A 12,882-nucleotide genomic window follows, 5' to 3' on the forward strand; every position below is an offset into this window, starting at 1 on the left:
AGATCTTGCGAGTTTTTAATGCTAGCAATGGTTTCGCGATCGGCTAAGAAACTGCGGATATCAGCTAAGATCTCCTGCATTTCTTCAGGGTTATCCTGCATTTCTAAAATATGCCGAGGATGTTCAACATTTTTAGCGCCGCTATCGGCAAAGGTGCTGGTCATAATACGTGAGCTAATGATCCAAGGCGTAAGCGATGAGCGCATCACATAGTTTTCAGAAGAGGTGGAGTCATAGATCCCTTTACCGGTGGTTAACTTACTCTCGGTATAGGTGCCTTCTGATATTATTACAATTACGGACATGGCCCCATAATTGTAACAGTCAAATTCCCCTGTTTATCATAAAAATGCCATTTGCATAGTTGTTGAGACTGAGATAAAGGATCCGGTCGTGGAAAATTAGGGTTTCCACCAGTAGGGACATCACCAATGCCAATGCTAGATCCACCGCCAGCTCCAGTTGCTGCATAAGCTTCGCTTGAATGGAGATTATCTTGAAGTGCAATTATCGCACAAGCACTCAATGACAGACTAAACGTGCTATCCTCAAGCAGGTCTTGAAGTGATAAATTTGATGTTACTCTTGTAAATTCTTTTTCCACTTCTACTGAAATCAAATCTAAAGAGTCATTCCATGATAGCTTAAATGCTGCTCTGGCTGGGTAATAAGTTTGATCACTAGGCCATAAATGATGGCCTGATTCAAAAACATATTTGCTAACCAGCTTGGATTTTTTCTCGTATTCCCAACCTACAGACAGTCCTCCACCGCCAGCTCTATTGGCTTGAAATCCAAATTGATTAAATCGGATATTTTCAAAGTCTTTTTTATAATATCTAGGACTTCTTTGTCTTAATTGGTTGTTAACAGCATTACTCAATTGGGTTTTGAATATTGGGTTCAAAGTCATTCGGATAACTGTGGCAGCGGTGTCCGATTCACAATTTTCAGCGCTAGTGGTTGTGCTGTTAAAAGTACTTGCTGAAAATGCACTTAGAGGCGTAAAAGCCAACTGCAAGTTTTCTTCCTCTGACATTGCTATCTCTTGTAGAGTTTGTTCTTGAATTTCCAATACATCAAAAAAATCTTGTGATATCTCATGTTCTAAATTTGTTAAGGTTGTTGGGTTTGAATTGAGAATCAAATCCCAGTTTGAACTACCTTGGTTGCTGTGAGACATTTGAAATGGATAGGTCGTATTTGTAGCTAAATCAAAGATAATAAATTTTTGGGGCGAGCTATAACAAGTATGTTCATCAATGCTTATCACATCATTATTGCCAGTTGGTACACAATTAACCAATGGAGCACCGCGTGTTCGAGCAATATTTTCAGCTTGCTGTAATGAGCAATTGTCGCAGGCATAACCTTTTATAAATGTTGTTGCAGATGCTGTGCTAAGTTGGGCAAATACAAGTATGCAAAATGTCGAAATAAAGCTTATTTTTTTCATTATAAATCCTTTTAAGTATAAAAATTAAACCTACATAAAAATGTGAGATGTGTAAAGTATTACCATTAATCATTAATTATTTGGTTTTTTTCTGGTTTATGTCTAGAATTATTTTGTGAAAATAAGTAGCGTTTTGAGTGGTTAAAATGGACGTTCAGAAGGGGTGAAACCATTTTTGATGCAGATATCGTGGCTAAAGTAGCTTAATGTTTAAAAGCTTACTGTATGTTCTTATGATGTTATGAAAACTAAAACTAAAACTAAAACTAAAACTAAAACTAAAACTAAAACTAAAACCATCATATAGCGAAAAAAAGCTTATCTTTTGGCTTCGCTGAACGTGTTTCGGTGTCGATCAAAGACTTTGTTTTATTGCGATTTTATCCCCTTTGATAACACAGCTTGATAACACAGAACGGAGGTGTTATCACCTGTGTTATCAAAAAAACCGAATGTTCGCGTATTAACATGAACAAACGTGAACAATAAAATGGTTTGCAGGCCTTGATATTTGCGGGTTTCGTGAACATTTGCGAGCCTTGATAAACACTCTCTTGGCTGCCCCAGCAGGAATCGAACCTGCAATTGCCCCTTAGGAGGGGGCCGTTATATCCATTTAACTATGAGGCAACAGGGCGCAGAGTTTAGCAGAATAAGACCTTGAAGTGAATATTACCTTGCGACCGCTTACGCTGTTGTTTCATCACTCAGTAAGCAGCCTTGATAAAGGCTATCGGCTTTGAAAGCTAACAATATCACCCGGTTGAATATGATTTAACAATTGTTGGCTCGGCGAGGCGGCCCATGCGCCTTCTGGGGTAATATCGGTAATGGTGAGTTGCACAGGGCTATCAAGTAAACGCCGCAGTTCGGCTTGCTGCGGATCGCGCTGAACTTGAATTAAATTAACCTGATCACCCACTTTTAAACCATGGCTACTGCCTAAACCAAGCTGAATGTGTTGTTGTTTTACTTGGCGAATTTGCGCTAACAACGGTTGGCATTGGGTTTGTTCTTGGATATCTTGTGCCACGGTACGGAGTACTTGATCAATCTTTTGGCCATAGGGCATGCGCCAAAATGCCACACTGTGGCTACTGGGTGTTGAGTTATCTTGATCTGGCCAAAAACTGCTGGTGCGGTATTCTTGTTGGTAACGCACTCGTCGCTCATAGGTATCAAACAACACCACTTCTAAAGTAAAGAAGCGTTCGCGTTGGCTGCTTTGCCAAAATTTGCTGGTTTTAGCGCCAAGTGATAAATCTTGAATGGTGGCGAATAAAATAAATTGTTGGCCTTCTGCAAAAAACTGATCGGCAACATTGGCGGTTAATTGAGATTGCGCGATGGGTTCGTCACGTACTTGTAATGCTAAGCCTGGGCCAAAGTCACGCAAATGGCGCGACAGCTGTCGTGTACTGTGTTCACCTAGTTCAAACAACTGGCCATAAATGGCGTCTTGCCGCGCATCTAAATGCACTTGGGTGACCAATAATGGGTTTCGAAAATTAGCCGCACAGCTTTTGGCCATCGGCAAGATATGGGCTTTTAGCGTAATAAACACCTGTTGTTGGCTGTGCGTTTCTGACAGTAGCTGTACTTGTCGCAGCTCCGCGCTCGTGCTAAGCGTAACCGAGTGATGTTGCAAGATCCCTTGCACTACCTGTTGATGGCTTTCTAACTTTGCCCCTGCAAATAAGGTGGCGCGTTGCAGTGCATCTTCAATGGCTGCTCGACGCGCGCTATCTAAATCGCCACGTTCGATACTGGCTTGCCCGGTGGCTTCATACCAGTTGGCGAAAAGCGAACTGCTTTGGCTTAAAGCGGCAAGCCCGAACAAGAGGGTGGATAGAATGCGTATTCTCATAGTCTGCCATCGCTGAATTTATTGATTAGGTGTAAACGCCTATCGGGTTGTTTGTTTAGCGTAAGCTAAGCACCGGCGTTACAACGTATCTACTACTAAGGTACAAGCAAATAATGTGCCGAACTGGATATTTGTAATGACTGGCGTGAATTTTGCTTAAGTTTTGATATCAGAAAAGCGTTGGCTTAGGCAGCGCCCGCTGCCGTGACAGGATGGGTTATTATGATTAAGAGCTTAAGCGTAGTTGTGATCCTTACAACATTAACAGCAGCTTGTGGCCAATTGGCTGATAGACATATTGAATATCAACAAGAAACGCCACTGGCTTTCCCGGTGATCACGGCGCTGGGTGCTGCGCCAATATCAGCACAACCGGGTGCGAGTGACAGCCAGCGTATGTTAATGGCGATGCGTGCTTCCAAATTAGAAGCTTATCGAGAATTAGCTGAGCGGGTTTATGGTCAAAGAATTGACAGCAAAAACACCTTAAGTGCCATGGTCGCGCAAAACGATGTGTTAGAAGCGTCAGTGCAAGGTGTGATCCGCGGTGCGCGGGTAGTGAAAACCTATGCGGTTGAAGATACCTATATTACCGAGCTATCGCTGGATTTTGCCGAGGTGTATGCAACCTTGCAGCATACCGAGCCGAAGCAAAGTATTCGCAGTGTACGTTATTTGTGGTGATGGTTTGGCCTATTAAGCGCGGATAATTGCTTAATAAATAGGGGTTGGATCAGGCTTTTACGCCACTGCCTTTACTATCTACAGCCGGTTTGCCTTTGTTGGTGTAGGTTAAGCCGGTCTTACCATTCGCCGATAAAATCTCATGCTTTAATCGACCTAGCGTTAACTGGCTGTGTTCTAAAACCTGTTGGTTAACGGCAGTTTGTTGTTTGCACTGCGCCAATAAATCATCCAAAACAGCAATACGCTCATCAAACCAAGATTGTTTGCGTTGCTCAGCCAGGTCTTCAGATTGGCTAAGTGCCTTATCGGTTTGTTCAATTTGTAGCAATAAGGTATTTTTTTGTTCGATGATGTTGTTTAAACGCGGTACATCACGTTCGGTAACCGCTTTAAGCTCATGTTCTAGCAACAACAAAAGCGCAGATAAATGCGCTTGTTGTTGGTTCAGGCAGGTGAGGGTGGCGCTTTTTGCTGTATTCATTAGCGGTCGAATAAATCGCCCTCAAATTGCATGATACGCTTAGCTAACTGCTCAACGTTAATTTTGTATTTGCCTTCAGCAATAGCCTGTTTAATCTTATCGACTTTCTCTTGATCGATACCGCTACTGTTACTGGCCTTTTCTTGCAATTTAGAAAATTGCTGAGCTTGCGGTGTAATAGACACCGAATCTTGCTTTTGCATTGCCTGACTACCGACATTTTGCTGCACAGTAGTTTGTTGGCGCTGCACCAGTTGATCATTTTTATCTGTTTTAACCTGCGGAGTATTTTGCAAGTTATTAATATTAATCGCCATAATAGAACCTCTTCACCTAAACTTTAGTCCTTATGCTTAGGTTAACGGCCGCTACAAAAAAAACTTTAGGTTTATTTTCTAAAATTTTACTTGAACTTGATTAACCCCAACAACCTCTGCTTGAATACTGCGCCCAGATTGCTGGTTTCTCACGGTAACTATAGCACCTAGGGTACCGTCTTGCTGAACCACGCCAGTGGCAGTAACAGATAAACCGCTATTATTAATTTCTATTGTAACAATATCACCCCGGCATACAAGACAAAGATCCTGAAGGTTGATAATTTGACCAACACTCAGACTGCGTTTATTTTTACTACCAATAATCTCAGCCGGTTGCTGCACAATATTACCCCGAACTAAGCGTCGCTCCCGGCGCTCAATTTCGAGCATATCGGCCGTGATAACCGTTCCTGGAGAAATATTTTGCCGCATCACCACTAAATCAAGATACTCGGTGATCTTAGCTGATATAAACAACTGCCAAGCGACAGGACTGTCACAGCTTAATTGCACGGTGGTTTGGCGTGGATTGTAGCTTGCCGGTAAACTAAATTGCAGGGCATTAGCACATTCTTTATCACCAATCCGAGTATCCAAAGGGGTCACGCTTACCTCAGTATCTGCTGACAGTTCGCTGGCTAAGGTGTCGTTTAACCAATTTTCTGTCAGGGTCGTTAATTGCTCGGGACTATAGCTTGCTAAGGTATTTTGCTCGGCAAAAGCCGATGCACTAAGCGTTAAACTTAAGCACAGTAACGTAATTAAAGCAGTGGTATGACGAAAATTTTCATACTTTTTCATAGGGTTTGTCTATGCTTAATTAACAAAGGGCTATAACATACCTGAATCATATATTGACGCCGATTTTCTGACAGTTGAACTAGTCATGCAAATATCACGCCTAAAGGCTGAAGTAAGGAAACCCAGATGTCCAGTATTCTAGATTCCGTCAACCAGCGCACCCAACTTGTGGGTCAGAATCGATTAGAGTTGCTGCTGTTTAAGCTTGCTGGACGCCAGCGTTATGGTATTAACGTGTTTAAAGTGCGTGAGGTATTGCAATGTCCGCGTTTAACCAGCATGCCCAAACGCAACAAGTTTGTGCGTGGTATTGCGCACATTCGTGGCCAAACCATATCGGTCATTGATTTAAGTTTGGCTATCGGCGGGCGAGAAATTCAAGATCTTTCCACTGCGTTCATTATTATTTCTGAGTATAACCGCTCGGTGCAGGGCTTTTTAGTCAGTTCAGTTGAGCGCATAGTTAATACCAACTGGGAAACCATCATGCCTCCGCCAAAAGGCACTGGTGGTAAGCAAAGCTATTTAACGGCTGTTACCGAGCTGGATAAAGAATTAATTGAGATCTTGGATGTTGAAAAAATTCTCGAAGAGATTTCACCCTCACCGACAATGATCCACGATGAAACGGTGTCGAAAAGCATTGCAACTGATTTAGGCGATCGAGTCATTTTAATTGCTGATGATTCTACTGTGGCCCGTAATCAGGTGAAACGGGCGCTAGAACCTTTGGGTGTAAAAATGCACTTGGTCAAAAATGGCCGCGAAGCGCTGACCTACCTACAACAATTAAGTGAACAATGCCAACATTCGATCACAGAAAAAGTGGGTTTACTAATCTCTGATATCGAAATGCCGGATATGGATGGCTATACCCTAACAGCGGCGGTGAAAGCTGATGTGAAACTGCGACAGTTACATGTGATTTTACATACCTCGTTAAGTGGCGTGTTTAATCAGCAAATGGTACAAAAAGTGGGGGCTGAGGATTTTATTGCAAAGTTTAATCCCGACGAGTTAGCACAAGCAGTGCAAAAATGGCTCCACGTTGAATAATTGGTAAGGGTTATGCGTGCAGAATAAGCAGTTACAAGAATCGGAATATCGGCAATTTCGGGATTTTCTCGAGCAACAGTGCGGCATCGTGCTGGGTGACAATAAGCAATATTTGGTTAAAAGCCGTTTAACCCCCTTAATGCAACGTTTTAGCCATGGCAGTTTATCTGAACTGGTTGCCAAAACCATGAGTCCGTTTGAACGGCAGTTACGCTCAGCCGTGATTGACGCTATGACCACCAATGAAACCTTATGGTTTCGTGACAACTACCCGTACGAGCTACTAAAGAATCAATTATTGCCGGAGCTGGAAAAAACTTGCCGCAGCGTCAAAATTTGGTCAGCGGCTAGCTCATCGGGTCAAGAGCCATATTCTATTTCAATGACCGCGCTAGAGTTTCAGCAAAGTCGGCCGAATGCCTTTCCTGGTGGGGTGAATATTTTAGGTACTGATATATCCAATACAATGCTGGAGCATTGCGCCAGAGCCGAGTACGACGGCTTAGCTTTAGCGCGTGGTTTATCACCTGAACGTCGCACGCGGTTTTTTGAAGATACCTCTAATGGCATGATGCGTGTTAAAGATAACGTGCGTAAAAGAGTGACTTTTCGGCATCTTAACCTGCTAGACAGTTATACCCTGCTAGGAAAATTCGACATCATATTCTGTCGCAACGTATTGATTTACTTTTCTCCTGAAGTGAAAGCGAAAATAATCAAACAGTTTGCTCAGTCATTAAATAGTAAAGGTTACTTAATCCTCGGGGCCTCAGAGTCATTGTCAACCATGAATGAAGACTTTGACATGCTGCGTTGTAATCCGGGCATTATTTACCGCAAGAAATCTTAACTCTGCATCTTGGCCTGCTTTTTGCTTCCTCAAACTAAGGTTACAACATGAGGTGGCAAAAAAATGGCAATCAGTTTAGACAAAGCCTTTGGCATGCACGAACAAGCGTTGCTGGTTCGAGATCGTCGTGCGCAAGTGCTGTCAGAAAACGTCGCTAACGCTGACACTCCTGGCTATAAAGCTAAAGACATCGATTTTCAGCAAGCGCTGGTGAACGCCCAATCTCGGCAAAGCCGTTCCATGCAGCGGACGCATGATGGGCATTTCCCCATTTCTACTGCAACCCGGCATGAAGTGAAGTTTCGTAATCCAGAACAAACTGATACCGGTGATGGTAACAGCGTGGACATGAACCGCGAACGTAATGCCATGATGCAAAATGCCATCGAATACCAGACCAGCCTACAATTTTTGAATAGTCGGATCAGTGGCTTGAAAAAAGCCCTTACAGGCACAGGACAGTAATTATGAGCCTATTTAAAGTGTTTGATATTGCTGGCTCTGGCATGACCGCCCAGTCAGTAAGAATGAATACCACAGCCAGTAACATTGCCAATGCGAACAGCGTGAGCAGTAGTATCGATCAGGTTTACCGTGGTCGTCACCCGGTGTTTGCCACCGAGTTTGCGCAAGCGCAGCGGCAACAAGATGCCGGCTCTGGCGTTAAAGTGCTGGGAATTGTCGAGTCTGACGCACCACCGAATGTGGAATATGCGCCCAATCATCCGTTGGCGGATGAAAATGGCTATGTTTACAAGCCTAATGTCAACATTATGGAAGAAATGGCGAATATGATTTCAGCATCTCGAGCCTATGAAACCAATGTACAAACCGCAGATGCCGCAAAACAAATGTTAATGCGCACCTTACGGTTAGGTCAGGGGTAAGGAGTAACGCATGACAACCATTAACACAAATTCTGCGCTAGAAGGGATGTACTGGGATACTGAGAAAAAAGTTGCCGATAAAAACAATGGTGCTTTAACGCAGTCAGATTTTTTTGCTTTGCTAACTCAGCAGTTAGCTTATCAAGACCCGACCAAGCCGGTAGAAAATGATCAAATGATCGCACAGATGACTAACTTTACCATGGCCGATGGTATCACCAAGCTTAATGATAACTTTAGTAGCTTGGCGCAAAGCATGTCGTCTAATCAAGCCTTGCAAGCCTCATCACTAGTAGGGCGTAGCGTGCTGACACAATCTGAACAATTGGTTTTCACCGGTGAGTCGCTCTCGCGTGGCCAAATAAACCTTGAACAACCAGCTGATAATATGAAAGTGATTATCACTAAGCCTAACGGTGAGTTAGTTTCTACATTTAATGTTGATCAACCGCAATTGGGTAAAAATGAGTTTGCTTGGGATGGTACTAACCAAGCGGGTGAAACCGTTGCGGCTGGGCTTTATAACATCAGCGTTGAAGTTAGCGCCAGAGGCAAAACGGAAAATGTCCCAGTACAAGTGTATACCCCCGTTTCTAGTGTCAGTATGGGCAACAACGGTAATGGCATCACGCTGAATTTGTTAGGCATCGGAGCGGTAAAACTGGCCGATGTGTTAGAAGTTTCTTATGGTTAATACAACCGCTTAAGGTGAGGTAACATATGAGTTTTAATATAGCATTAAGCGGTATCGCCGCTGCACAAAAAGATTTAGATACCACAGCAAATAACATCGCTAACGTTAATACTACAGGTTTTAAAGAGTCTCGAGCTGAATTTGCCGATGTTTATGCATCTTCGGTATTTCAAGCCGGTAGAACTAAAGTGGGTGATGGGGTCAGAACATCATCAGTTGCACAGCAGTTTCAACAAGGGTCGTTATTGTTCACTAATAACTCATTAGATTTAGCGGTGACGGGAGACGGTTTTTTTGTGACTGCCTCTGAAGTGGGCTCTCGAGATTATGCTTACACCCGGTCCGGTGCGTTTAAGCTCGATGCAAATAACTTTTTAGTGAACAACAATGGTGCCTTTTTGCAGGGTTACCCTGTGGATTCCGATTCAGGTACAACTAGCTCTGTCAGTTTAAGTACAACTGGGCCAATTCAGATCCCCACTACTGCAGGTGCGCCCAGTGCCACACGTGATGTGTTTGTTAGTATGAACTTAGACGCACGTTCATTGCCACCAACCATTACAGCGTTTGATCCAACTGATCGAGCCAGTTATAACAGCACCACCTCAACAACGATTTATGATAGCTTAGGGCAGGCACATATTCTCAGTGTGTATTTTGTAAGAACAGCACCTTTGGCGAATAATACCTGGGATGTGTATACCACATTCAATGGAACTCTTGTTCCCTCGGCTACCTCACAATTAGTTTTTAAGTCAGATGGAACACCAGGTGAAAATACAGGTGACTTTGATGATATTACCATTTCGCCTCTTGATTTAAATGGCTTGTTAAATAATGGCGCTAATTTTGGCCTTATTGGTGATTTTGGTATCCGTTTTCGCGATGAAGCAGGTACCCGAAAGCCAACTCAATATGCATCAGCTTTTGAAGTGGGCTCACTAAGTCAGAATGGTACTACAGTCGGTCGTTTAACTGGGCTGGATATTGATGTTGGCGGCAGGATTATGGCGTCTTACTCTAACGGCGATCAACAATTTTTATCGCAAGTATCGATGGTGCGTTTTGCCAATCCGCAAGGCTTAAGCCAAGCGGGAGCAACGTCTTGGAAAGCCAGTTTAGCGTCTGGCGAGCCGTTAGCTGGTGAACCTAACACCGGTACCTTTGGTAGTATTCAAAGCTCCGCGTTAGAGCAGTCAAACGTAAACCTTACAACGGAGCTAGTTGATCTAATCAGCGCGCAGCGTAACTTCCAGGCCAATTCTCGGGCGTTGGAAGTTAACAGTACGCTTCAACAAACCATCTTACAGATCCGGTAAACGCTTTGTCATTCAAATCAAGCCACCTACGGGTGGCTTTTTTTTAATCAAAAAATCCTGTTTTATCAAGCTGGCACTCTTATTGCTTAAATATATTAAGTTGATGAAAAGTTTCGTTAAGTAAAAACAGCAAGTCCCTGCGAGGTTTACTATGGATCGTCTGTTATATATCGCCATGAGCGGTGCCAAAGAGAACATGAATGGCATCAGCGTACGAGCAAATAACTTGGCAAATGCCGGCACAGTGGGTTTTAAAGCCGATTTTGAGCAAGCGCGAGCCATGCAAGCCTTTGGTGAAGGCTTACCCACCCGGGTGTTTTCGTTAACAGAGAGCCCAGGTCAAAACTTTGACAGTGGCGCGATGATTATTACTGAACGTGAATTAGACGTTGCTATTCAAGGTAACGGTTGGTTTGCTGTGCAAGATAAAGAGGGTAAAGAAGCCTACACCCGAGCGGGTAATTTACAGATTAGTGCCAGTGGCATGCTAATGACCGCCAGCGGTTTACCGGTGATGGGGGATGCGGGGCCGCTGCAACTCCCTGTGCCGTTAGCGAAGATGGAAATCGGCGCTGACGGCACCGTGATTGCGAGAGCGCAGGGTGCCCCGGCGAATGCGCTAGAAGAAGTAGGGCGAATTAAGCTAGTACAACCGGAATATGCCGATATTGTGAAAGGTAACGATGGCTTGTTTCGACGTAAAGATGGTCAGGATGCCGAGGCTAGTGCGAATGTCAATTTGCTTAGCGGTGCCTATGAGGGCAGTAATGTCAATGCGGTTGGCGAAATGACCACGATGATCAGCTTACAGCGCCAGTTTGAATTACAAGTGAAAATGATGAAGCAAGCTGAGCAAATGGATCAACAGCAAAATCAATTGCTGCGAATTGTAGGTTAAGGCTTTTTCTTTTTACCGTGTTACTTCAGCCAGCAGCAGCTTGCTTAGCACTTAGTTAATAGGGCGTAAGCCCAGGAGGTATAAATGCATCCAGCATTGTGGATCAGCAAAACAGGGTTAGACGCGAAACAGCGTGATATCTCGGTTATTTCTAACAACTTGGCGAACGCCAGTACAGTGGGCTTTAAAAAGAGCCGTGCTGTATTTGAAGATTTGCTGTATCAAAACATTAATCAGCCAGGCGGGCGTTCTTCACAAAATTCTGAATTACCTAACGGTTTAATGATAGGTGCCGGTACAAAGGTAGTTGCGACGCAAAAAAGCTTTACTCAAGGCAATATGATCACTACAGAGAACAGTTTGGATCTGATGATCCAAGGCCATGGCTTTTTTGAAGTGTTAATGCCTGATGGCACTATTTCTTATAGTCGTAATGGCCAATTCACGGTTGATGGTGACGGTAATGTTGTGACCTCTGGTGCAGGGTATCAGGTGCAGCCCAATATTGTGGTGCCGCCAGATGCCACTAATATCATGGTGTCGCAAGATGGCGAGATCTCCGCTCGTTTAGCCGGGCAGGTTGAGAATGCGGTATTAGGTCAGTTAACCGTCACTAACTTTATTAATCCGGCCGGTTTAGAGCCGATTGGCCAAAACTTATTCAGCCAAACGCCAGCCAGCGGCGATCCGGTGCAAGGCATTCCAGGATTAGAAGGACTGGGGATTATTGTGCAGGGCGCGCTAGAAACCTCTAATGTCAATGTCACAGAAGAGTTGGTTAGCTTAATTGAAAGTCAACGCGTGTATGAAATGAACTCTAAAGTCATTTCTACCGTGGATCAGATGCTTGGTTTTGTTATTCAACAGTTATAAGGCAGGTACAGCTAATGCGTAATGTCCTATTGATACTGATGGTCAGCAGTTTAACCGCCTGTTCTTCTATGCAAGAAGCGCAGCCAAACGATCCGTATTTTGCTCCCTTGCCGCCAGAGTCGGCGCCGCGGCCAGTGGTAAAAAACGGTTCGTTGTTTATGCAAAGCCATTCTAATAGCTTGTATTCCGATAACAAAGCACGGCATGAAGGTGACATTATTACGGTTGTGCTTCGTGAGAAAACCCAAGCGTCGAAAAAAGCCAAAACGGAAACGGCTAAAGACAGCAACATTGCTTTTGACCCGATTAATTTTGCCGGAAGCAATGTGTCGGTTGGCGGTAATGTGTTGCAGTTTGGCGCGGGCAGTAGCCAAGACTTTAAAGGCGACGCCAAAGCCGATCAGAGCAATAGCTTAGTCGGCGATATCTCGGTCAATGTGTTGCAGGTCATGTCGAACGGTAACTTAGTGATCCGCGGTGAAAAATGGCTGACATTAAATACCGGTAAAGAATATATCCGTTTAACGGGGGTTATTCGGCCACAAGATGTCGATGTGAATAACACGGTAGAGTCGACCAAGATTGCCAATGCACGTATCGAATACAGCGGCACGGGTGCACATCATGGCGGGCAATCACCAGGCTGGTTAACCCAGTTTTTTAATGGTCCATTCTGGCCATTCTAGGAGCAGT

Annotated in this window: 15 protein-coding genes, 1 tRNA gene and 1 pseudogene; 10 read left to right on the plus strand and 7 right to left on the minus strand. The window is 44.0% G+C overall.

Features of this window, described 5'->3' with window-relative positions:
• The 4 genes and pseudogenes from JAO78_RS12960 to JAO78_RS12975 all read right to left on the minus strand — a co-directional run.
• Window positions 1-305, minus strand: a pseudogene (locus JAO78_RS12960) (hypothetical protein); the annotation flags it as partial.
• Window positions 296-1,456, minus strand: coding sequence for a hypothetical protein (locus JAO78_RS12965; protein WP_226751787.1), 1,161 nt, complete (start codon window positions 1,454-1,456; stop codon window positions 296-298). The gene JAO78_RS12965 and the pseudogene JAO78_RS12960, both read right to left, overlap by 10 nt.
• A 555-nt stretch (window positions 1,457-2,011) precedes the next feature.
• Window positions 2,012-2,086, minus strand: a tRNA-Arg gene (locus JAO78_RS12970).
• 100 nt (window positions 2,087-2,186) lie between these two features.
• Window positions 2,187-3,323 (minus strand): flagellar assembly protein T N-terminal domain-containing protein, encoded by a 1,137-nt coding sequence (locus tag JAO78_RS12975; RefSeq protein ID WP_226751788.1) that lies wholly within the window; start codon window positions 3,321-3,323, stop codon window positions 2,187-2,189.
• Window positions 3,324-3,545: 222 nt separating this feature from the next.
• On the opposite strand from JAO78_RS12975, the gene JAO78_RS12980 reads away from it, so the two are divergent.
• Window positions 3,546-4,007 carry an LPP20 family lipoprotein gene (locus tag JAO78_RS12980; protein WP_226751789.1) on the plus strand — a complete coding sequence of 154 codons (462 nt, stop codon included), beginning with the start codon at window positions 3,546-3,548 and terminating at the stop codon, window positions 4,005-4,007.
• Window positions 4,008-4,056: 49 nt separating this feature from the next.
• Here JAO78_RS12980 and flgN read toward each other — a convergent pair whose 3' ends face one another.
• The 3 genes from flgN to flgA all read right to left on the minus strand — a co-directional run bounded on the left by flgN (window position 4,057) and on the right by flgA (window position 5,612).
• Complete coding sequence (gene flgN, locus JAO78_RS12985; RefSeq protein ID WP_226751790.1) at window positions 4,057-4,491, minus strand: flagellar export chaperone FlgN; 435 nt, start codon at window positions 4,489-4,491, stop codon at window positions 4,057-4,059.
• Window positions 4,491-4,808, minus strand: a complete 318-nt coding sequence (gene flgM, locus JAO78_RS12990) for a flagellar biosynthesis anti-sigma factor FlgM (protein WP_226751791.1) — start codon at window positions 4,806-4,808, stop codon at window positions 4,491-4,493. The genes flgN and flgM overlap by 1 nt, the downstream gene beginning before the upstream one ends.
• Window positions 4,809-4,886: 78 nt before the next feature.
• Complete coding sequence (gene flgA / locus JAO78_RS12995) at window positions 4,887-5,612, minus strand: flagellar basal body P-ring formation chaperone FlgA (protein WP_226751792.1); 726 nt, start codon at window positions 5,610-5,612, stop codon at window positions 4,887-4,889.
• A gap of 126 nt (window positions 5,613-5,738) precedes the next feature.
• On the opposite strand from flgA, the gene JAO78_RS13000 reads away from it, so the two are divergent.
• The 9 genes from JAO78_RS13000 (at window position 5,739) to flgH (ending at window position 12,875) form a co-directional block, all read left to right on the plus strand.
• Complete coding sequence (locus JAO78_RS13000; protein ID WP_226751793.1) at window positions 5,739-6,668, plus strand: chemotaxis protein; 930 nt, start codon at window positions 5,739-5,741, stop codon at window positions 6,666-6,668.
• A gap of 16 nt (window positions 6,669-6,684) precedes the next feature.
• The gene (locus JAO78_RS13005) at window positions 6,685-7,518 is read left to right on the plus strand and encodes a CheR family methyltransferase (RefSeq protein WP_226751794.1); all 834 of its coding nucleotides are present in this window, start codon (window positions 6,685-6,687) and stop codon (window positions 7,516-7,518) included.
• Window positions 7,519-7,581: 63 nt separating this feature from the next.
• Window positions 7,582-7,983: a flagellar basal body rod protein FlgB gene (flgB, locus tag JAO78_RS13010; RefSeq protein WP_226751795.1), complete on the plus strand. Its 402-nt coding sequence runs from the start codon at window positions 7,582-7,584 to the stop codon at window positions 7,981-7,983.
• 2 nt (window positions 7,984-7,985) lie between these two features.
• On the plus strand, window positions 7,986-8,405 hold the full coding sequence (gene flgC / locus JAO78_RS13015; protein WP_226751796.1) for a flagellar basal body rod protein FlgC: 420 nt from the start codon (window positions 7,986-7,988) through the stop codon (window positions 8,403-8,405).
• Window positions 8,406-8,415: 10 nt separating this feature from the next.
• The gene (locus tag JAO78_RS13020) at window positions 8,416-9,099 is read left to right on the plus strand and encodes a flagellar hook assembly protein FlgD (protein WP_226751797.1); all 684 of its coding nucleotides are present in this window, start codon (window positions 8,416-8,418) and stop codon (window positions 9,097-9,099) included.
• Window positions 9,100-9,125: 26 nt separating this feature from the next.
• On the plus strand, window positions 9,126-10,418 hold the full coding sequence (gene flgE / locus JAO78_RS13025; RefSeq protein WP_226751798.1) for a flagellar hook protein FlgE: 1,293 nt from the start codon (window positions 9,126-9,128) through the stop codon (window positions 10,416-10,418).
• Between the two features lie 151 nt (window positions 10,419-10,569).
• The gene (locus JAO78_RS13030; protein WP_226751799.1) at window positions 10,570-11,316 is read left to right on the plus strand and encodes a flagellar basal body rod protein FlgF; all 747 of its coding nucleotides are present in this window, start codon (window positions 10,570-10,572) and stop codon (window positions 11,314-11,316) included.
• Window positions 11,317-11,400: 84 nt separating this feature from the next.
• Window positions 11,401-12,189, plus strand: coding sequence for a flagellar basal-body rod protein FlgG (gene flgG / locus JAO78_RS13035; protein ID WP_226751800.1), 789 nt, complete (start codon window positions 11,401-11,403; stop codon window positions 12,187-12,189).
• Window positions 12,190-12,203: 14 nt separating this feature from the next.
• The gene (gene flgH, locus JAO78_RS13040; RefSeq protein ID WP_226751801.1) at window positions 12,204-12,875 is read left to right on the plus strand and encodes a flagellar basal body L-ring protein FlgH; all 672 of its coding nucleotides are present in this window, start codon (window positions 12,204-12,206) and stop codon (window positions 12,873-12,875) included.
• The last annotated feature ends 7 nt before the right edge of the window (window positions 12,876-12,882 follow it).

It is taken from the genome of Alishewanella maricola (assembly GCF_016343785.1).
Classification (GTDB): domain Bacteria; phylum Pseudomonadota; class Gammaproteobacteria; order Enterobacterales; family Alteromonadaceae; genus Alishewanella; species Alishewanella maricola.